This is a genomic window from Streptomyces chattanoogensis (assembly GCF_001294335.1).
In the GTDB taxonomy this organism is placed as follows: Bacteria; Actinomycetota; Actinomycetes; order Streptomycetales; family Streptomycetaceae; genus Streptomyces; species Streptomyces chattanoogensis.
Genome location: NZ_LGKG01000138.1, coordinates 38,712 through 58,009, shown reverse-complemented (window position 1 = coordinate 58,009; position 19,298 = coordinate 38,712). Strand labels below are relative to the sequence as shown.

Annotated in this window: 16 protein-coding genes and 6 pseudogenes; 13 read left to right on the top strand and 9 right to left on the bottom strand. The window is 68.6% G+C overall.

Annotated features, from left to right (window positions below; all coding sequences use genetic code 11):
• Nucleotides 1–8: 8 nt before the first annotated feature.
• Together ADL29_RS18630 and ADL29_RS18625 are read right to left on the bottom strand one after the other, a co-directional pair.
• Nucleotides 9–887, bottom strand: coding sequence for a COG4705 family protein (locus ADL29_RS18630; RefSeq protein WP_211274345.1), 879 nt, complete (start codon nt 885–887; stop codon nt 9–11).
• A gap of 255 nt (nt 888–1,142) precedes the next feature.
• Nucleotides 1,143–1,985, bottom strand: coding sequence for a COG4705 family protein (locus tag ADL29_RS18625; RefSeq protein ID WP_053924832.1), 843 nt, complete (start codon nt 1,983–1,985; stop codon nt 1,143–1,145).
• A 163-nt stretch (nt 1,986–2,148) separates the two neighbouring features.
• On the opposite strand from ADL29_RS18625, the gene ADL29_RS18620 reads away from it, so the two are divergent.
• The 4 genes from ADL29_RS18620 to ADL29_RS18610 all read left to right on the top strand — a co-directional run bounded on the left by ADL29_RS18620 (nt 2,149) and on the right by ADL29_RS18610 (nt 5,699).
• Nucleotides 2,149–3,192, top strand: a complete 1,044-nt coding sequence (locus tag ADL29_RS18620; RefSeq protein WP_053924778.1) for a bile acid:sodium symporter family protein — start codon at nt 2,149–2,151, stop codon at nt 3,190–3,192.
• A gap of 9 nt (nt 3,193–3,201) precedes the next feature.
• On the top strand, nt 3,202–3,591 hold the full coding sequence (locus ADL29_RS41180) for a response regulator transcription factor (RefSeq protein WP_078971108.1): 390 nt from the start codon (nt 3,202–3,204) through the stop codon (nt 3,589–3,591).
• A 324-nt stretch (nt 3,592–3,915) separates the two neighbouring features.
• The gene (locus ADL29_RS18615; RefSeq protein WP_053924777.1) at nt 3,916–4,272 is read left to right on the top strand and encodes a YciI family protein; all 357 of its coding nucleotides are present in this window, start codon (nt 3,916–3,918) and stop codon (nt 4,270–4,272) included.
• Nucleotides 4,273–4,316: 44 nt separating this feature from the next.
• Complete coding sequence (locus tag ADL29_RS18610; RefSeq protein WP_053924776.1) at nt 4,317–5,699, top strand: RNA polymerase sigma factor; 1,383 nt, start codon at nt 4,317–4,319, stop codon at nt 5,697–5,699.
• 233 nt (nt 5,700–5,932) lie between these two features.
• Here the strand turns inward: ADL29_RS18610 and ADL29_RS46625 are convergent.
• Together ADL29_RS46625 and ADL29_RS41170 are read right to left on the bottom strand one after the other, a co-directional pair.
• A pseudogene (locus ADL29_RS46625) lies at nt 5,933–6,196 on the bottom strand (hypothetical protein); the annotation flags it as partial.
• A gap of 26 nt (nt 6,197–6,222) precedes the next feature.
• Nucleotides 6,223–6,393 (bottom strand): annotated as a pseudogene (locus ADL29_RS41170) (DoxX family protein); the annotation flags it as partial.
• A 404-nt stretch (nt 6,394–6,797) separates the two neighbouring features.
• Between ADL29_RS41170 and ADL29_RS18605 the strand changes: the two are divergent.
• From ADL29_RS18605 to ADL29_RS41165, 4 genes and pseudogenes are all read left to right on the top strand, one after another.
• Complete coding sequence (locus ADL29_RS18605) at nt 6,798–7,703, top strand: EamA family transporter (RefSeq protein ID WP_053924775.1); 906 nt, start codon at nt 6,798–6,800, stop codon at nt 7,701–7,703.
• A 28-nt stretch (nt 7,704–7,731) separates the two neighbouring features.
• Entirely contained in the window at nt 7,732–11,601 is a 3,870-nt protein-coding gene (locus ADL29_RS18600) for an amino acid adenylation domain-containing protein (protein WP_053924774.1), read from the top strand.
• Between the two features lie 46 nt (nt 11,602–11,647).
• The gene (locus ADL29_RS18595) at nt 11,648–11,881 is read left to right on the top strand and encodes a tautomerase family protein (protein ID WP_053924773.1); all 234 of its coding nucleotides are present in this window, start codon (nt 11,648–11,650) and stop codon (nt 11,879–11,881) included.
• Between the two features lie 93 nt (nt 11,882–11,974).
• A pseudogene (locus ADL29_RS41165) lies at nt 11,975–12,130 on the top strand (arsenate reductase family protein); the annotation flags it as partial.
• 97 nt (nt 12,131–12,227) lie between these two features.
• Here the strand turns inward: ADL29_RS41165 and ADL29_RS18590 are convergent.
• Nucleotides 12,228–13,061, bottom strand: coding sequence for a ZIP family metal transporter (locus ADL29_RS18590; RefSeq protein WP_053924831.1), 834 nt, complete (start codon nt 13,059–13,061; stop codon nt 12,228–12,230).
• A 197-nt stretch (nt 13,062–13,258) separates the two neighbouring features.
• On the opposite strand from ADL29_RS18590, the gene ADL29_RS18585 reads away from it, so the two are divergent.
• The 3 genes and pseudogenes from ADL29_RS18585 to ADL29_RS18575 form a co-directional block, all read left to right on the top strand.
• The gene (locus ADL29_RS18585; protein WP_211274343.1) at nt 13,259–13,852 is read left to right on the top strand and encodes a hypothetical protein; all 594 of its coding nucleotides are present in this window, start codon (nt 13,259–13,261) and stop codon (nt 13,850–13,852) included.
• A gap of 79 nt (nt 13,853–13,931) precedes the next feature.
• The gene (locus tag ADL29_RS18580) at nt 13,932–14,915 is read left to right on the top strand and encodes a class I SAM-dependent methyltransferase (protein ID WP_245689507.1); all 984 of its coding nucleotides are present in this window, start codon (nt 13,932–13,934) and stop codon (nt 14,913–14,915) included.
• A gap of 33 nt (nt 14,916–14,948) precedes the next feature.
• Nucleotides 14,949–15,296, top strand: a pseudogene (locus ADL29_RS18575) (winged helix-turn-helix transcriptional regulator); the annotation flags it as partial.
• Here the strand turns inward: ADL29_RS18575 and ADL29_RS41160 are convergent.
• A pseudogene (locus tag ADL29_RS41160) lies at nt 15,297–15,590 on the bottom strand (transposase); the annotation flags it as partial. It lies immediately after the preceding pseudogene.
• 4 nt (nt 15,591–15,594) lie between these two features.
• Between ADL29_RS41160 and ADL29_RS41155 the strand changes: the two are divergent.
• A pseudogene (locus ADL29_RS41155) lies at nt 15,595–15,738 on the top strand (IS5/IS1182 family transposase); the annotation flags it as partial.
• 123 nt (nt 15,739–15,861) lie between these two features.
• Here the strand turns inward: ADL29_RS41155 and ADL29_RS18570 are convergent.
• A complete protein-coding gene (locus ADL29_RS18570) occupies nt 15,862–16,626 on the bottom strand; it encodes a pentapeptide repeat-containing protein (RefSeq protein ID WP_053924772.1) in 765 nt (254 codons plus the stop codon).
• A gap of 52 nt (nt 16,627–16,678) precedes the next feature.
• Nucleotides 16,679–17,749 (bottom strand): ABC transporter permease, encoded by a 1,071-nt coding sequence (locus tag ADL29_RS18565; protein ID WP_053924771.1) that lies wholly within the window; start codon nt 17,747–17,749, stop codon nt 16,679–16,681.
• A gap of 142 nt (nt 17,750–17,891) precedes the next feature.
• Here ADL29_RS18565 and ADL29_RS18560 point away from each other — a divergent pair, with 142 nt between their 5' ends.
• Entirely contained in the window at nt 17,892–18,359 is a 468-nt protein-coding gene (locus tag ADL29_RS18560; RefSeq protein ID WP_245689505.1) for a MarR family winged helix-turn-helix transcriptional regulator, read from the top strand.
• Between the two features lie 56 nt (nt 18,360–18,415).
• On the opposite strand, the gene ADL29_RS18555 is transcribed toward ADL29_RS18560, so the two are convergent.
• Nucleotides 18,416–19,258 carry an IS5 family transposase gene (locus tag ADL29_RS18555; RefSeq protein WP_053924770.1) on the bottom strand — a complete coding sequence of 281 codons (843 nt, stop codon included), beginning with the start codon at nt 19,256–19,258 and terminating at the stop codon, nt 18,416–18,418.
• Nucleotides 19,259–19,298 lie beyond the last annotated feature (40 nt).

The window sequence follows — 19,298 nt, the reverse complement described above, 5'->3', positions numbered from 1 at the left end:
GGTGGTGTTCAGGAAACGCCGGTGAGGGTCTTGTCCTGGGAGGCCGCGGTCCTGCGCTCCTGAACCTGGGCGTAGGCCATGAGGCCGAGCAGGACCGCGAGGAGGACCGCCGACGAACCCGCCGTGCCGAGGTCGAGGCCGCCCTTGGCGAGCGGCTTGGTGAGGAAGTCGCCGGCGGTCGCCCCGAGGGGCCGGGTGAGCACGAAGGCGATCCAGAACAGGACCACGTTCGGCACGGCCGGCACCCGCATCAGGGCGACGAGTACGGCGAGTACGCCGGTAACGAGCAGGGCGCCGCCCGCGTAACCGAGTCCGGAGCTGTCGGAGAGGAAGTCGCCCATCGAGGTGCCGAGCGTGTTCGACACGAGGATCGCGGCCCAGAAGAGGGCCTCCGCGCGGAAGGAGACGATGTCGCGGATGGCGAACGTCAGCCCGGTGGACTTCCAGATGACGAAGATGGCGATCAGCAGCGAGACCAGGATGGCGGCCCCGGTGGGGTAGCCCAGCCCCAGGCCCTGCGGTCCCCAGCCGAGCGACTTGGCGCCGTCGGTGAGGAACTTGGCGCTGGCGTCCCGGTTCATGAAGTCGGACATCGTGGTGCCCGCCATGCTCGTGGACAGGATGACGGTCCAGTAGAAGAACGGGTTGTAGCGTCGGGACCGGAGCTGTACGACCAGCGTGACCACGAAGATCAGGAACAGCGCGATGGTGGTCAGGAAGTAGCCGAGCTTGAGGGTCTGGGCGAAGAGGTCACCGGCCGTCTCGCCGAGGGTCGTCGCGGCGGTCTTCATGACCCAGAAGGCCAGTGTGACCTCCGGGAGCTTCCGCATCGCGTTCCTGTCGGTGCCGGCGACGTCCATGTCGGTCAGGACTTCGGGCTCAGGCAAGATCAATCCCCTTCTGGGAGGCGCCCCGCATCACCCCACGGCGTGCCGTGGGGGCCTTATGGAGTGCGCACAGTGGCGACAAGTGACGAGTACGACGTGCACTGCGCGCAGCGATGACGTCGCCCACCGCCCGACGCTTCCAGCCGCAGCCTGAACGCATCCTGAACGCCAACGGCCGCACCCGCGAAGCAGCCCGGACGGGTGAGGCCGGTCCCCGGAACCCGGGGACCGGCCGCCGTCCGGGGCGATCCGCGCTCAGCTCGTCTGCGGGGTGAGCCGCTCCGGCTCCGAGACGTCCCGCCGGGTGACCGTCAAGAACACCACCAGGCCGAGGATGACTCCCAAGAACAGCACACTGGTGATCACCGTGCCCAGGCCGAGTCCGCCGTCGGCGGTCGGCTGGGACAGGTAGTCGCCGATCGACGCGCCCAGCGGGCGGGTCAGGATGTAGGCGATCCAGAAGCTCCACACCGCGTCCAGGCCAAGGGCGAAGCGCGCCACCGCGACCGCGGCGATCGCCAGGGCGAACAGGCCGGCGGAGATCCAGTATCCGAGGTCCATGCGCTCGGCGACCAGGTCACCGGCTGCCGTGCCCAGAGCGAAGGTGAACAGGACGGCGAGCCAGTAGAAGGACTCGCGTCGGGTGGTGTCGACGTGGTGGATGGAGAGCGTGCGCTCGCTGCGGTACCAGGCCACGAACACCACGACGAGGGCCACCGCGAAGGCCACGGTGCTGGTCTCCAGCGGTACGCCCAGGTTGTCGGTGAGGTTGTCGCTGATCAGCGTGCCCACGACGCTGATCAGCGCCACGGCGAGCCAGTAGATGCCGGGCCGGTAGGCGCGGGTGCGGAACTGCGCCACCAGGACCGCGACAAGCAGGACGCTCATCAGCAGCGACACGCCGGTCAGGCCCAGGCCCAACTTCTCGTTCAGCAAGTCCGCCGCGGTCTCGCCGACCGTGGTGCACAGGATTTTGATGACCCAGAAGTACGCCGTGACTTCGGGGACCTTGTTCCAGCGGAGGCGCTGGCGGGCGTGGGCGGGAGCGGGGCCGGACGCCTCGTGCGTCTCCGTGACCCCAGGGATATCAGCTGTCATGGTGCCCGACCGTGCCACCGGCAACCTGAACGCATCCTGAGCAGCGCGCTGCGGCGCCCACGGAGGGACGGCCCACGCCGGATCATCACTGTCATGTGTCTCCCCGCACTCGCGATACAGGCGCTCGACCGCGATCTCATGCCGTCGACGAAAGAGCGCCCTCATGAACCCCCTGCCGCCCGCATCACTCACTCCGCCGCGAACGACCGCGTGGCTGCGCCGACACCTGGGGTGGGCCATGGCCATGGCTTATGTCGTCGCCACAGCTCTGCCCGCGCCCGGCCTGTGGCTCCGCCACTCGCACACGCTGCCCGGTGTCAACGGTGCGTTCTCCGTGGCCCTGCCGCCGCTGTTGTTGTCGCTGGTGCTGTTCGCGGCCGGACTGCAAGTCCCCCTTGACGAGCTGGGCCACCTCCTGCGCAGGCCCGTCGCCCTGCTGACCGGACTCACCCTCCATCTGCTGACACCGCTGCTGGTCATTCCGTTGATCACGTTCATGTTGCACCGCTCTCCGGACTCCGACGGCGGCAGCGGTCTGACCGCCGCGATGATCCTCATCGTCGCGATGCCCGTGGCGGCCGGCGCCACGGTCTGGACCAGCAAAGGGCGCGGCGAGCAGTCGGTCATGGTGGGGCTGGTCCTGGCCTCGACCCTCATCAGCCCCTTCACCACCCCGGTGACCATCGGGTTGTTGTCTCCACTGCTCCAAGGGGACTACCAGGGGACACTGTCCCGGGCCGGGTACGGCAACGGCTTCGCGCTCACTTTCGTCCTGCTGCCCTGCGGGGCGGGCCTGCTGGCGAGGACCCTCCTGTCCGGTGGTTCCCTGAACCGGCTGCTTCGGACCGCGGTGCCCGCGGCGCTGTGGGGCTCGTTGGTGCTGACCTACGTCAATGCCAGCGGAGCCCTGGGCACCTTTCTCACCCATCCGCGTCCTGTGCTGCTGGCAGCGGCCCTGGCCGTGGCCTCGACCGTGTGCGTCCTGTGCTTCGCAGTGGGCCGCGTCACCTCGCGGCTGCTCCGTCTGGACGCCTCCACAGCGTCGTCCGTCACCCTCGCCTGCGGCATGAACAACAGCAGCGCCAGCGCTGTTCTCCTCACCACCGCGCTTCCCGACCGCCCGCACCTCCTTCTCCCCGTCCTCGCCTACGGCCTCCTCCAGAAACTCGCCGCCGGTCGCGTCGTACGCGATCAATCGCCCCGCTAGCCTGAGGCTGTGGCGCGCATCGTGCTTGTCGAGGACGACGAGACCATCGGGGGCCACCTCGCCGCGGCGCTGCGGGGTGCGGGGCACGACAGCGAGTGGTGTCCGGATGGTGCGTCGGCGCTGGCCCGTGCTGTTCGCGGGCCTGCCGACCTGGTGCTGCTGGACCTCGGGCTGCCGGACGCCGACGGCTTCGAGCTGTGCCGGCAAGACGCTCGACGTCCACGTGGCGGCATTGCGCCGCAAGCTGGGCGACCAGGTGCGCATCACCCAGAGAAGACAGCGAAGGGCGCCAAAGCAGTAGTGAAGAGGGCGAAGGGCGCCAAAGCAGTGAAGAGGGCGAAGGGCCCGGCGCCGGTCACGGCGAAGAGTGCGAAGAGCACCGTGAAGAGAAGGGGATGACGAGGACGAGTGGGTGCGGGCCAGCCGGTGGAACGGCATGGGTGCGCAGTCGCTTGCGCGCACGGCCGTGGCCTCGGCGGTCTGTTCAAGGGCGGTGGCGTTGCTCGAGGGCGCGGCGACCGAGGTCGGTAGAGCATGCCGAGTCCGGTGAGTGCGACGCAGGGCTACACATAGACGGGCTGGACGTTTCCGGTGACGAACATCGGACGATCTCGCGGAAAAAATCTCCGAAGAAATCCGGCGCGCATGTCGATCCGCCCGGCTCCCGTTCGACGCAATGGGTGAGCGGCGGGGAACGGCCCCGCCTGAACCGATGGAGTCACCATGCCGCGTTACCTCTCCCTCGTGAAGATCGACGAGAAGACCGCCCCCGCCGAGGGCCCCAGCCCGGAGCTGATGCAGCGGATGGGGGAGCTGATCGAGGAGATCACCAAGGCCGGGGTGATGCTGGACACCGCGGGCCTGACGCCGACCGCGCAGGGGACGCGGGTGCACTGGGAGGGCGGGAAGATCTCGGTCACCGACGGGCCGTTCACGGAATCGAAGGAGGTCGTCGGCGGGTACGCGATCATGCAGTGCAAGGACAAGGCCGAGGCGATCGAGTGGACGAAGCGGTTCCTCAAGACCCACGAGGAGTTCTGGACCGTGACCTGTGAGGTGCGGGAGATCGCCGAGGGCTGAGCGTTCCTTGGCGTACGGGCGCCGGGGGTGTTCGATGGTGGGCTGTGGAACCACAGCCCACCCCCACCCCCGGCACGCCTGCCACCACGGCCATCGAAACCGTCTTCCGCCTGGAGTCCCCCCGTCTCATCGCCGCCGTCACCCGCATCGTTCGCGACGTCGGTATCGCCGAGGAACTCGCGCAGGACGCGCTGGTCGCGGCACTGGAGCGGTGGCCGCGGGAGGGGGTGCCGGACAACCCGGGTGCCTGGCTGACGGCGGTCGCCAGGCACCGCGCCGTCGACCTGGTCCGGCGCCGGGAGAACTACGCCCGCAAGCTCCAGGAGATCGGCCGCAGCCTGGAGACGACGGCGCTGCCACAGGAACCCCCCGACCCGGGCGACATCGACGACGACCTGCTCCGCCTGGTCTTCACCGCCTGCCACCCGGTGCTGTCCGCCGAGGCCCGCACCGCCCTCACCCTGCGCCTGCTCGGCGGCCTGACCACCGCCGAGATTGCCCGCGCGTTCCTCACCCCGGAGCCGACGATCGCCCAGCGCATCGTCCGCGCCAAGCGCACCCTGGCCACGAGGAACGTCGCCTTCGAGGTGCCGTACGGCCCCGACCGCGAGGCCCGCCTCGGCTCCGTCCTGGACGTCATCTACCTGATCTTCAACGAGGGGTATGCGGCCACCGCAGGCGACGACTGGCTGCGCCCCGGCCTGTGCGAGGACGCGCTGCGGCTGGCCCGCCTACTGTCCGGCCTGATGCCGACGGAACCGGAGGTGCACGGACTGACCTCGCTGCTGGAGTTCCAGGCATCCCGCACCGCCGCCCGCACCGGCCCGAACGGCGAGCCCGTCCTCCTGAAGGACCAGAACCGCCGCCGCTGGAACCGCATGCTCATCGCCCGCGGCATCACCGCCCTCGCCCGAGCCGACGCCACCTTCCCCAAGCTCTCGGCTTCTTCCCCGAGTTCTCGGCTTCGTTCGGACAGGGGGGACCCCCATGAGCAGGGGGGACCCCCATCGGGCGCCCCGGGGCCGTACACCCTCCAGGCGGCCATCGCCGCCTGCCACGCGCTCGCGTACACCTACGAGGAGACCGACTGGCGCCGTATCGCCACCCTCTACGGTCTCCTCGCCACCCAAACCCCCTCTCCTGTCGTGGAGTTGAACCGCGCGGTCGCCGTCTCCATGGCCGACGGCCCTGCCCCCGCCCTGGACATCGTCGACACCCTCGCCGCCGAACCCGCACTGCGCGACTACCACTTGCTCCCGAGCGTCCGCGGCGATCTGCTCCAGCGGCTTGGCCGTACGGAGGAGGCTCGCACGGAGTTCGAGCGGGCCGCCTCCCTGGCCCGCAACGAGCGGGAGCGCGGACTGCTGCTGGCCCGGGCGGAGGAGTGCCGGCTTCCGGTCGGTCCGCCGGACTCCCCGCATTCGTAACTCGTTCCCACCGGTCCCATCAGGATCGGACGTTCGTTGGCGGGGCATGACTGTGGAGATGGACATGGAGATGGACATCTGGCCAGTCGCGGTGGATCCTCCACGACTGGCGCGCATGAGCTGTTGGCTGCCGGGTCAGGGCGATGGGCGACCAGTTCGTCCTCGGCCCGGAGCACCTCCTGACGACGTCGACGTGCGTTGGCGGGGCGGCGTGCTGGACGCGGGAGCGAGCGTCAGCGGAATGCCACGGCGCGGAAGGCATCGTGGACATCGGCCAGAGGCCCGATCGCGGGTGCAGTAGAGCTTGTTGGCCAGCAGTACGGCCCAGCGCCCTATCGGGGGTGTGACCCACATGCCGTGCCGGTGAAGCCGTAGTGCACCCAGATGCCGTCGGTCTTAAGGTGCGTCTGGGCGGCTGCGTGCCTGTCTCCGTGGTCGTCGCGTCGACGCCGGTAGTGCGCTTTGGCGCCGGGTGAGGCGGTGATCGCGGAAAAGGCCGCTGCGCTCGCGGCCCGCATCACCGCCAGTAGGGCCAGACGCCGGTGGGAACGGTTCCGCCCTGGCCCATGTGCCCGCCGAAGATCCCGAAGAGCGAAGACGCGCCGTGGCAGGCGAAGAGCAGGCCGATGACGATCCGGAAGAGACCCAGCGCATAGGGCGTGGCCTTGTCGGCGTTCTTGCGGAGGGATGACATCGGTGGGCCCTTTCGACGGAGGTGACAACTTCGACGGGGGCAGCCACCGGCATAGGTTAGGCGTACCTAAGTGTAAGGGCAAGTGTGTGCGGCCCGCGCCCTGGTTCAGGTGCGGCCTGGCGCAACAGCTGTGCCGTCTCAGGGCTGTTGAGTCGACTGCCCTGCGAGAGATCGCAGGCCATACGCGGCAGGCGCCCTGCGGAACGCGCTCTTGTTAGGTAAGCCTTGCCTAGCTTATGGTCTCACCGGTCGGTTTCTGTCGCGCACTCGAAGGTGCGGCCGGTCCGACATTTCCTGCTGCGCAGTCCTGCCCGAATGGGAGAAATCGCCGTGCCCAGATCCGTGCCTGTCATAGGCGCTGCTGTCCTGTACGTCTCATGGGTCTTGGCAGTGCAGGGGGCGAAGTGAGAGGCAACCGGCTGGCGTTCGACACGGTCCTGACCGCCCTGGCTCCGGCGGTCTGGGGCAGCACCTACCTGGTGACGACGGAGCTCCTGCCGCCCGACAGGCCGCTGCTGGCCTCCACCGTGCGAGCGCTGCCGGCCGGGCTGGTGCTGCTCGCGGTCGGCCGGGTGCTGCCGCGCGGGGTGTGGTGGTGGCGTGCCCTGGTGCTGGGTGTGCTGAACATCGGCGCGTTCTTCTACCTGCTGTTCGTGGCCGCGTATCACCTGCCCGGTGGCGTTGCGGCCCTGGTGGTTTCGGTGCAGCCGATGCTGGTGCTGCTGCTGGCGGCAGCGTTGCTGAAGGACCGGATCCGGCCGATGCAAGTGGCGGCGTGCGTGCTCGGGGTGGTGGGGGTGGCGCTGCTGGTGCTGCAGCCGCAGGCGGGTCTGGACGCCGTAGGTGTGCTGGCCGGTCTGGGGGGCGCGGTCTGCATGGCGTCCGGCATCGTGCTCACCAAGCGCTGGGGTCGGCCGGCGGGGGTGAACGTACTGACCTTCACGGGTTGGCAGTTGACCGTCGGGGGCCTGGTTCTGGCGCCGGCCGCGCTGGTCGCCGAGGGACTCCCCGGTCGCATCACCGGCTCGAACATTGCCGGGTTCGGGTACCTGAGCGTGATCGGGGCCCTGGTCGCCTACGCGGTGTGGTTCCGGGGCATCGAGCGGCTTCCCGCACTGGCGGTATCGATCCTCGGGTTCGCCAGCCCGTTGGCCGCAACGGTCCTCGGCTACGCCTTCCTCGGCCAGGCGTTGTCGCCGCTCCAGCTGGCCGGCGCCGTGGCCGTCGTCGCCGCTGTCGTCCTGGCCCAGCCCCGGCAGCGGCCGAGAGTCCAGATATCGGCTGAGGAGCCCGTCGCTCATGCCTCGTGACCATGCATCAGTGAGTGGGGAGGAACCCGTGAAGACCGCACCGTTCGGCGCACGAATACGCCACACGCACCTGGGCAGTAGCCTTCCCGGCCTGCTGAAGGAGCAGGCGGAGGCTCAGCCCGAGGCCATGGTGGCCGCCTGCGGTGACCAGAGCCTCACCTACCGGGAGCTGGTGCAGGCGGGAAGCCGGCTGGCCGCCTGCCTGCAGCGGCTGGGCGTGGGCGCTGACGACAGCGTCGGTCTGTACGTCGAACCGTCCCTGGACCTGATGGCCGGCGCGTGGGGCATCCTGTTCGCTGGAGCCGCCTATCTGCCGCTGTCCCCGGAGTACCCCGAGGACCGGCTGCGCTACATGATCGAGGACAGCCGCACCCGCGTCATCGTCACCCAGGACCACCTGGCCGCGCGCCTGGCCGAGCTTGTCCCGCGAGGGACGCGGATCGTCACCCTGGCCGAGGCCGAGGCCCGCCGCGAAGAGCCCGGCACCGAGATGAGTCCCACGGTGCCCCGGCCGGACGACTTGGCGTATGTCATCTACACCTCGGGCAGCACGGGCAGGCCGAAGGGCGTGATGATCGAGCACCGCAGCATCATGTCCCAGATGCGGTGGATGCACGCCTGCGGACACCTGGGCAAGGGCACCACGGTGCTGCAGAAGACGCCGATGAGCTTCGACGCGGCGCAGTGGGAGATCCTGGCTCCTGCGGTGGGCGGTCGGGTCGTGGTGGGTGCACCCGGCATCTACCGGGACCCGCAGGCCCTGATCCAGACCCTCGTCAAGCACGAGGTGACCACGCTCCAGTGCGTGCCGACCCTGCTTCAGGCGCTGCTGGACAACGAGGAGTTCTCCCTGTGCACCTCGCTCCGACGGGTGTTCTCCGGCGGTGAGGCACTCTCCCGGCAGCTTGCCCGGACCTTCGCCGACGAGCTTCCGTGGGTCTCGCTGGTCAATCTCTACGGCCCGACCGAGTGCACCATCAACGCGACCGCGTATCTGGTCGACCCGGACGAGATCGGCGAAGGTGCCGGCACGATCCCGATCGGCGTGCCCGTCGACAACACCCAGTGCTTCATCCTCGACAAGGATCTCGCACCGGTGGACATCGGTGAGACCGGCGAGCTGTACATCGGCGGCGTCCAGCTGGCGCGCGGCTACCTCCACCGGCCCGAGCAGACGCGGGAGCGTTTCGTCCCCTCGCCCTTCGTCCCGACGGAGCGGCTGTACCGGACCGGGGACCTGGCCTACTGGAACCCGGACGGCACGATCCAGTTCTCCGGCCGGACCGACAACCAGATCAAGCTGCGCGGCTACCGCGTCGAGCTGGACGAAATCGCCCTGGCCATCGAGGAGCACACCTGGGTCAAGCGAGCGGCTGCCCTCGTCACCGACGACGCCCGGACCGGCTTCCAGAACCTGGTGGCGTGCGTCGAGCTGAACCCGAAGGAAGCAGCGCTGATGGACCAGGGGAACCACGGCGGTCACCACCAGTCCAAGGCGACCAAGCTTCAGGTGAAGGCGCAACTGTCCAACCCGGGCGTCAGGGACCCTGAGGAGCTCCACGCAAGACCAGTGGTGGAACTGCCCGGAAAGCAGGAGACCCAGCGTCAGCGGCGGGAGACCTTTGCCCGCAAGACCTACCGCTTCTACGAGGGCGGGCAGGTCACCCGGGCCGACGTCCTGGAACTTCTCGCCCCGCGGACGGTCAGCAGCTTCTCCTGCGGCCTTGATGAGGTGACGTTCGCCGAACTCGGCGAGATCCTCAGGTGGTTCGGCCAGTACCGCAGTGCGGAGCGGCTGCTGCCGAAGTACGCCTACGCTTCGCCCGGCGCGTTGTATGCGACGCAGATGTATCTGGAGGCCGGCGGGGCCGGCGGCGTGGCCGGCCTGGATGCGGGCGTGTACTACTACCACCCCGTCGACCACACCCTGGTCCGGATCGGTGATGCGGCCGACCCGTCGGGTACGTCTTTCGCGGTTCACTTCGTCGGCAAGAAGCGGGCGATCGAGCCGGTGTACAAGAACAACATCCAGGAAGTGCTGGAGTTCGAAACCGGGCACATGGTCGGCTTGTTCGAGGAGGTGCTGCCCGAATACGGGCTGAACATCCGCCCCTTGGCCTACCGCCCGTCCGTCAAGAACGGCCTGGACGTCGCCGACGAGGACTACTACCTGGGCACATTCGAGATTCACCCCAGCGACGGGATGCCCCCGCAGGACCCGACCGAGATCTTTGTGCAGGCCCACCCTGGAGGCGTGGCAGATCTGACGGCCGGTCAGTATTGTCATGTGCGCGGCGATCTCGTCCGCATTTCCGACGATCTGGTGCTCCGTAAGCATGTGATCGCCATCAACCAGAAGGTGTACGACCGGGCAGGCTTCGGCATCACCGCCGTCAGCCGGGCCGACCAGGAGTGGCTGGAGTACATCAGCCTGGGGACAAAACTGCACCACCTGCAGCGCAACGGCCTCGGGCTGGGCTTCATGTCGTCCGGCTACAGCTCCAGGACCGGCCATCCGCTGCCGGCGGCACGGCGCATGGACGACATCCTGGCCGCGTGCGGGATCGGGTCCGGCGCGTCGTACTTCTTCCTCGGCGGCAAGGTCAGCGAGGAGCAGATCCGCAGCGAGGGCATGCACGAGGACGCGGTCCACATGAAGGGCCCGGCGGAGATGATCAAGGACGAACTGGCCCATCTCCTGCCCGACTACATGATCCCGAACCGGGTCCTGGTGCTCGACGAGCTGCCGCTGACCGCGAACGGGAAGATCGACGGCAAGGCCCTGGCCGCCTCCGATGCCGTCCGCTCGGCCGATACGGCCGCTCCCTACGTCGCCCCCGCGACACGGACCGAGTGCTGGCTCGCCGAGGAGTGGGGCAAGGCGCTGAAGTACGAGAACGTCTCCGTGGAGGACGAGTTCTTCGCCTCCGGAGGGAACTCGCTGACCGCCGTCGCGCTCATCAACAAGATCAACAAGGAGTTCGGTACGCAGCTGCCGCTCCAGGTCGTCTTCGAGTGCCCGAAGCTGGCCGATCTGGCGGCCCGGATCGGGAGCGACGGCAGTGAACCGTCCTCACGGCTGGTGCTGCTGGACAACGAGGGTGCGGACAGCCCGGTGTTCTGCTGGCCGGGACTTGGGGGCTATCCGATGAACCTCCGCCTGCTGGGGCGCGAGGCGGGCATCGGCCGGCCCTTCTACGGGATACAGGCCCATGGCATCAACGCCGGAGAGACGCCCTACCCGACGATCCGGGAGATGGCCGCCGCCGACGTGGCCGAGATCCGGCGCGTGCAACCCAGGGGCCCGTACACGCTGTGGGGGTACTCCTTCGGCGCACGGGTCGCCTTCGAGGCGGCCTGGCAACTGGAGCAGGCCGGCGAGCAGGTGGCGAACCTGCTGTTGCTCTGCCCCGGGAACCCGAAGGTCCGCGAGGCCGACGGCGACCGCCACGGGCGTGCGGCCTCGTACCGCAACCCGGCGTATGTGACGATCCTGTTCTCCGTCTTCGCGGGCACCATCAGCGGACCCGAGCTGGATCAGTGCCTGGAGGTAACGCGGGACGAGGACAGCTTCTTGGCCTTCGTCCACAGCGTGTCTCCCGCCCTCGACGAGCAGCTCATCCGGAGGATCACCCGGATCGTGGCGGAGACGTACGAATTCGAGTACACCTTCCGCGAACTGGCCGAACGACGCCTGAACGCTCCGGTGGCCATCTTCAAGGCCGCGGGAGACGACTACTCGTTCATCGAGGGCCGCTCCGGTTACTCCGCCACGCCCCCCGCCGTGGTCGACCTGGACGGCGACCACTACAGCGTGCTGAAGGAACAGGGCGTCGCCGAACTGGTGTCGGCGATCCGATCCCACCTCGGCACACGCCACTCTCCCTCGTTCCGGTAAGCCCACCCCACAGCCCTCCGACGAAACCAAGGAGCCCTGAGCCCCTATGCCGCACGTCAACATCAAACACTTCCCCGTGGACTTCACCGACGAGCAGAAGAAACAGCTCGCCGAGACGGTCACCGCTTTCGTCACGGAGCACTTCGGCGTCCACGAAGGCGCCGTCTCGATCGCTCTGGAGCCGGTGGCCGAGCCCGGCTGGAACGAGACGGTCTACGTACCGGAGATCACGGGGCGTCAGCATCTGCTCATCAAGGCCCCGAACTACCGCGACAACTGACCGGCCGGCTCGGACAAAGCCCAGGTGGCACCATGCGCGACTTGGGCTTCAGCCGGAGGCGATTGCCGCGCTGCACCGTTGGTACCTCGGTGCCTGGCGGCGTGGCCGCGCGAAGCGGCGGACCGCACCCGGTGGATCGAGGAGCTTGCCGCCCACCCCACGTTGATTCAGCGGCCGATCATCACCGCCGACGACGGCACGATGGTGCTGGGACGGTCACCGGAGTCGGTTCGGTCCGTCCTCGCGTAATCCCGGGGTGTCGTTGCCGCCGCCGCGGGGTGGACGCCGCGAGGGCGGCTGTCCCCCCTCGCAGCGAGGCGTGTTCGCTTCCGGTGTTTCAGACGTTTCAGACGCCGGCGGCGGTGACGACGGCGTCGGTGGCGAAGCCCAGGAGCAGGCCGACGAGGATCATCCAGGTGGTGAGCTCCTTCAGGGCCGCGCGGCGGGCGACGGCCAGGAGTTCGATGACGACGTAGAGGATCGATCCGGCCGCCAGCCCCAGGAAGGCGATGGAGAGCGTGTCGCTGACCAGGTGCTGGCCCAGCAGGGTTCCGGCGAAGGTGGGGCCGCCGCCGATCAGGCCGAGCAGCGCGAGACTTATCCAGGAGGGGCGGGTGCCCTCGGCGGCCAGAGGCGCGACGATGCCGAAGCCTTCGGTGGCGTTGTGCAGACCGAAGCCGATGATGAGCAGCACGGCCAGCGAGATCTCGCCCTTGGCGGCGGAGTTGCCGATGGCCAGGCCCTCGGCGAAGTTGTGCAGCCCGATGCCGATGGCGATCATCATCGCCAGGCTGCCGGCCTGAGACTGCGGCGCCGGTGCCGGTTCGGTCCCGGCGGCCGCCCCCGGACCGTCGGAGGAGGACACGACGGCGGAGGTCTGGCGGCGTGCGGTCCAGCGGTCGTAGTAGACGAGGCCGGCCAGACCGGCAGCGAGACCGGCGGCGAGGACCAGCCCACCGGTGGCGGCGGTACCCCAGTGCTTGTCGCCCAGCGCGGCGTCGGTGGGCTCCCAGGCTGCGCTGAGAACGTCCCAGAACAGGAAGAGCAGGATGCCGATGGCGACTGCATTGAGCCCGGCCCTCAGCCGGGGTGCGGGGTTACGCAGGCGGCCGATGGGCAGCCCGAGATAGATGGTGAAGCCGGCGATGGCGCCGAGCAGAGCGATCTGAGAACCGGACACGATGCTCCAGGTGACTGCGGAACCGAGGGGGAGCGGCGCGCAGAACATAGAGCAGGCAAGGCTTACCTAACAACCATTGATTCGTCAGATCTCGGCAACATCTCGACGAGGCCACGCTTTGGGTGCCCGCGGGCCGATCCGGCCTTTCGGTGTTGACCGGGGCGGCGACATTTAGGTAAGCCTTGCCTTCTTTATGTGTGAGCCGCCTGGAGACCGACGTGCCATCGCTGTCCGCAACCAACACCTCTGCAGGTCAAAGCCCTCCCCTGCGCCTGCACGACTCATGGTGGGCCCTCGGTGTTGCCGCTCTGCTGGCCAGCCTCACGCTCGCCAGTTGTTTGTGGGTTTCTGCCCATCTGCACCCCGACCCGGCTCTCCACACGGTGGCCCTCTTCATCCACCTGGCCTCCCTGGTGCTGGGGTTCGGTGCGGTTGTGGTGATCGACTACTACGGCCTGCTGTGGCTTACGGGCAGGTGTTCGCTGTCCGAAGCGCTCACCACCGCCAACCGTCTCCATGCGCCGGTCTGGGCGGGCCTGGCCGGACTGGTTGGCAGCGGCGCCATGCTCCACCCCGACCTCGGTTCTCCCCTCACCTGCACCAAGCTGGCCCTTGTACTGATCCTTACGCTCAACGGTCTGCAGGCCAAAGTGCTTGCCCACCGTCTGTCCCAGAGCGCAGCCTGCACACCATCGCCTCGGGTCCTGATATGGGGCGCGGCTACCGCGGGTGTGTCTCAGCTTTGCTGGTGGGGAGCGGTCGCCATCGGCTTCCTCAACAGCCGGCACTGACGCGGCCGGCCGCAGTGACGAGGGCATGATCTGCCGCATCATCGAATCCGTACCCACGGGCATGCGTGATCCTGGAGTCATGGAGATCGAGCTTGTGGTGGTGGCCGACTGCCCGAACGAGGAGCCCGCGGCCGATCTGCTGCGGCAGGCGCTTGACGACATCGGGCAGCGCGAGATGTCGTTCACCACCCGCGTGATCAGTGAACAGGCCGAGGCCGAGCGGACTGGTTTCATCGGTTCCCCGACCGTCCTGGTCGACGGCCGCGACCTGTTTGCCGAGCCGGGCCGCCAGCCGGGGCTGACCTGCCGGATATACCGAACCGAAGGCGGGCTGGCCGGCCTGCCCGCCCTCGGCCGGCTGCGGCAGGCCCTGAAGTCCGCCGCCGGCGGCAGCGCCGACGACGGCCGGCAGGAAGAGCTGGCCGAAGCGCAGCGCGCACACTGGCAGCAGACCTACAGCACGCACTCGGGGTTGTACGGTCAGACCCCGTCGGCGCCCGCCCGCCACGCGGCGACGGTGTTCCGTGCCGCCGACGCGAAGGACGTACTGGAGCTGGGAGCCGGGCACGGCCGCGACGCACTGTACTTCGCGCGGGAAGGCTTCACCGTTCTCGCCACCGACTTCAGTGCCACCGGCCTGGACCAGCTGCGTACCGCTGCCCACGAGCACGGTGTCGCCGAACGGGTGACCACCACGGTGCACGACGTCTGCGACCCGCTGCCGCTGGCGGACGCCTCCGTGGACGCGGTCTTCGCGCACATGCTGCTGTGCATGGCCCTGTCCACCAAGGAGATCCACGCAGCAGTCGGTGAGGTCCGCCGCGTCCTGCGGCCGGGTGGGGTGTTCGTCTACACGGTGCGGCATACCGGCGATGCTCATTACGGCGCCGGCACAGCCCACGGCGATGACATCTTCGAGCACGGCGGCTTCGCCGTGCACTTCTTCCCCCGCCACCTGGTCGACGACCTCGCCGACGGCTGGACCCTGGACGAGGTCCACGCCTTCGAGGAAGGCGACCTGCCCCGCCGCCTGTGGCGCATCACCCAGACCCTGCCCCGATAACCGCCGCCCCGATACCGACGCCGGACACACCTGATGGTGACCAAGCAGTTCAGCGGCTCGCCCGAGGATACGGACCTGAGGCGTGCGGACTCGCTGGCGCGGGAGATCTTCTCGAACGTCGCCAACAAGTGGGCGCTCCTGATCATCGAGTCTCTCGGTGAACACACCCTGCGCTTCAGCGAGTTGCGGAACGAGATCGAGGGCATCAGTCACAAGATGCTCACCCAGAACCTGCTCGTGCTGGAGCGCAACGGTCTGATCGAGAGGACGGTGCACCCCGTCGTGCCGCCGCGGGTCGAGTACACCCTTACCAAGGCGGGCCAGGCCCTGCGGGTGACGATCGACGGACTGTGCGACTGGACCCACCAGTACCTCGGTCACCCGGGAACGTCCGAGTCCCTCGTCAGGGCGGTGCTGCCGGGGTGTGGCGTCTTTTCTCGGCAGTCGCGGGGCTTCTTGCAGCCTCCGGCGGCGTGCTGGTGAGCTCGGCAAGAGGTGGAGTCTACGCTCACCATCGACCAGTCGATGCGGCCCTCCGCGTCAGCGTCGGCCAAGACAGCGGCGAAGAGCCTGTCCCGCGTGCCGTCCGCCGACCAGCGTCTGTGCCGCTCGTGCAGGTCTTCCAGGGACCGAAACGCGCAGGCAGATCCGCCACGGCGCCCCGTCCCGGTTTCGGTCGTTCGGTCCTTCAGGGCCCACGGCTCACCGGCGCTTCGCCGAGTGGTCGAAGGCCCGGGTGTGGGCGAACCTCCATCGCCTGGTCCTTGACGAACTCGGCTCCCGCGGTGAACTGGACTGGTCTCGCTGCGCGATCGACTCGGTTAAGAGGTCGCGCAGATAGGTGCGGTGGTTGTGTTCGGCAGAAGCAGGCACAGGTCTTGGCGATCACGGAGTTGCGACGCTCTGTGATCAACGGGGTGACTTGTGCCTGTCCTGTCATCAGGGGTCAGCCGATGACGGTCAGGCCGAGGGCGGTGCAGATTTGGGCGGCTTGGCTTGGGGAGATGACGGCGCCGCGAAGCTGTGTGGCGGTGGCGGTGGTGAGTTCGCCGAGGTCGGAGCCGCGTAGGTCGGCTCCGGTGAAGTCGGTGGCCCGGAGGATGGCGTCGGCGAGTCGGCAGTCTTCGAGGGTGGCGTCGCGGAAGTCGACGCCGCCGAGGTTGGCTTCGGTGAGGCGGATGCCGATGAGGTGGGTGCCGCGCAGGCTCAGGCCGTTGAGGTTGGCGACGGCCAGGTTGCAGCGGGTCAGTTGGAGTCCCAGGCCGCGGTGGCCGGTGAGGCGGGCTCCGATCATGCGGCAGCCGGTGAAGGTGGCATCGGCGAGCAGGGCGCCGCCCCATTTGGTGTTGGCCAGGTCGACGCCGTCACAGGTGAGATCACCGCAGTCGGCGTCGGTGAAGTTGGCTCCGGCGGCGCTGCCGCCCTGCCAGCGGGCCTGATCGAGCAGGGCGCCGGTGAAGTCGGCTGCTGCAGCGGTGCAGTCGGTGAAGACGGCTTCGGCGAGGTGGGCGCCGCGCAGGTTGGCTTCGGTGAAGGTGCAGCGGGTGAACGTGCGGGGGCGCGGAGTGCCGCGCAGAGCTTGGCGCAGGTCCAGGCCGGTGAAGTCGAGACCGGTCAGGTCGCCTTCGGTGGCTAGGAGTGTCAGCGGGTCGCCTGTCTGCGCGGCCGGCTCGGTGTCGTGGTCGTGGAACGGCAGGGGTGCTTCGGTCATGGGTTCGGCCTCGTTCTGGGGTGTCTAGTGGGCGTGTGCCGGGGGGGCGTGGTCAGCGCGAAGGGGTGGGTTCAGCTGCCTGGCGGGGCACGGCAGTTGTGTCGCATTGGTGACCGGCGCGGCGGGCCTTGATGGCGTCATACGCGACGGTGAGGGCGAGGCCGGTGATGGTCCACAGGGCGAGGGTGAGCCAGTAGCGGCTGATGCCGTCGCCGGCGAAGTACATGATCTGGCGCAGGCTGCCGGATGTTGAGGTCAGCGGCAGCACGTCGTGCAGAGCACGGATGGGCGTGGGCATGGTCTCGATGGGCAGGGCCGCTCCGGAGGCGGGCATGGCGAGGAACATGAAGACCCCGACGGCGGCCAGCGGGGTCATCCGTCCGCAGAAGCGAGACAGGAACAGGGTGGCCATGGCGAGGGCCATCACGGTGAGCCAACCGGTGACGAGGATGGCGGGGGCGGAGCCGTGCACGGCTCCCAGAATCGGGCTGGTGATGAGCCAGACTGCGGTGGCGGCAACGGCGCCGAAGGCGGCGAGCGTGGCCACCGTGCGCCTGCGGGTGAGAGAGGTGCCGAACACGGTCGCGAGCATGATGGCCGACAGGTAGCCCGCGAGGGTCAGGCCGACCGAGGCGTACATGGTGCTGGTGTCGCTGGTGTCGTGGGCACTGAGCGGGACCAGGTCGCGTACCTGGAGGAACTGGTGCTGCTGGGCGGCGGCGCTCTGGAACGGCAGGGCGGCCAGGTTGGCCCGGGCGGCGCCGGCGGCTGATGCGACGTAGAGCACAGGGCCGTCGGGATGTGGCGGCTGGGCGAAAGTTGTGCTCGCCGTACCGGCGCTGCGGTCGGCGGGTGTCGGTGCCGGGATATAGGCGGCGGCCACGGCTCGGTGTGCCACCAGCTGCCGGGCCTGGTCGGCGGAGGTGACGGTGCTGACGTCGTAGGCGTCGCCCAGAGCTCTGCGTAGGGAAGCGGTCGGCGGCCCGGTCTGCGCAGGTGCTCCGGCGATCGCGATCTTCAGGTGGTGCGGGGTCGGAGCGTGCATGGCGGCGGTGTAGATGCCGACGAGCAGCGCGGCCATGGCGAGTGGAAACAGCAGCACTCGGACTATCGGGCGGGTCATGTCTCCTCCTGGGGGCGCCTTGGCGCTGTCTGTGCGACCGAGGTCCATCACTTCAGATACATCTATCGTAATGCATTACGCCAGATGTATCATTGGTGATGTTCCCGAAGGAGGGGTGTGCGTGACACCACAGGCCAGTCTCATGAACCTCGCTGAGCTGCACCATCTCGGCAGGCGGCTCACCGCTGCCGCGACCTCGGCGATGAAGGGCGCCTCCGACTTGGGTTCGACCGAGCTGCTGGTGCTGGAGTGCCTGGACACCATTGGTCCGCAGCCGGTGGGGGGCATCGCGCAGCGGACCGGCTTCGCCCAGAGCCGGGTATCCACCGTGGTGGCGTCACTGCACGAACGGGGCCTGGTCGAGCTGCGAGCCGACCCGGCCGACCGGCGCCGGACCGTCACCAAGATCGCCGACCATGCCCGCACCCAGGCCCGGGAGGCCAGGAGCCGGGATGCCGAATCAACTCTGCGGCAGATGCTCCCCGCACTCGCCGACACGGAGGTCGACGCGGTGATCGCCGCACTGAAAACGCTCAACAGTGCCCTCGGTGAGGCACCACCAGACGCCTCCACCGGTACTGACCTCCAGTCGACCGGCCGCCCAGGGTAACTACTACAGCTGGGCCGGAAGGCCGAATGCCACCTGCCGCCCTGGGCCGCTGACGCTCATGGACGCCGGTTCGGGCGTTCGTCCCAGCGGTGAGTCGTCCAAGCCTGACGGATCAGCCTACGCACGGTGATGATGGTGTCGGCGAGGTCGAAGAAGGCGTCGATGACGCTGGCACGGCGTTCGTAGCATCGGGCGAGGCGGTAGAAGGCGTTCTGCCAGGCGTGGGTCCGTTCGACGTGCCACCTCTGGCTCGCCTGGATCGGTGCCTTCTCGCCCTTGCGTGCGATGCGGCCGTGCAGGCCGCGTTCGTCGAGCAGGGCGCGAGTCTTGTCCGAGTCGTAGCCGGCGTCCAGGTGCACGGTGATGTCGTCGGGCAGCGGTCCCAGGTTCTCCAGACGCTCCAGGGTCGGGGCGAGCAGTGGGGAGTCGTGACGGTTCGCTCCGGCCAACACGCGGCCCAGCGGGATCCCATAGCCATCTGTCATGCCCGAGCGTTTCAGGCCCTGTTTGCCGCGATCGACTGGTGAACGTCCTGCGACCTCACCGCCGCCGGGAGCCTTGGTGATGCAGCCGTCGACGGCGATCTGGTCGAGGACGAGGCCCACGATCCGGTCGTAGGACTCCAGCGCGATCTCCTTGAGTTCGGCGAGAACGCCGAGCCGGATCCACTCGTCGCGACGATTGCGGATCGTGGTGGCTGAGCAGGTTGTGTCGGCGATCGCCTGATAGGAGCAGCCGAATCGCAGGAGCTGGAGCATCTTGTCGAAGACGATCCGGTCGCTGATGCGCGGCCGGTGGCAGCCCAGCGGATGGGTCGCCGCGTAGGTCGACCGCTCGGGCAACAGAGCCGCGAATTGCCCCCAGAGTGGTTCGGTCAGCCATGACGGCAGGACAGGCACAGATCTCCCAGGTGATCACAGAGTGTCGTAACTCCATGAT

What these genes read in the sequence shown, in the direction of transcription:
- ADL29_RS18625 (WP_053924832.1), bottom strand. Translation starts at nt 1,985, where the DNA reads ATGACAGCTGATATCCCTGGGGTCACGGAGACGCACGAGGCGTCCGGC.
- ADL29_RS18620 (WP_053924778.1), top strand. Translation starts at nt 2,149, where the DNA reads ATGAACCCCCTGCCGCCCGCATCACTCACTCCGCCGCGAACGACCGCG.
- ADL29_RS18615 (WP_053924777.1), top strand. Translation starts at nt 3,916, where the DNA reads ATGCCGCGTTACCTCTCCCTCGTGAAGATCGACGAGAAGACCGCCCCC.
- ADL29_RS18595 (WP_053924773.1), top strand. Translation starts at nt 11,648, where the DNA reads ATGCCGCACGTCAACATCAAACACTTCCCCGTGGACTTCACCGACGAG.
- ADL29_RS18580 (WP_245689507.1), top strand. Translation starts at nt 13,932, where the DNA reads ATGGAGATCGAGCTTGTGGTGGTGGCCGACTGCCCGAACGAGGAGCCC.
- ADL29_RS18570 (WP_053924772.1), bottom strand. Translation starts at nt 16,626, where the DNA reads ATGACCGAAGCACCCCTGCCGTTCCACGACCACGACACCGAGCCGGCC.
- ADL29_RS18565 (WP_053924771.1), bottom strand. Translation starts at nt 17,749, where the DNA reads ATGACCCGCCCGATAGTCCGAGTGCTGCTGTTTCCACTCGCCATGGCC.
- ADL29_RS18560 (WP_245689505.1), top strand. Translation starts at nt 17,892, where the DNA reads ATGAACCTCGCTGAGCTGCACCATCTCGGCAGGCGGCTCACCGCTGCC.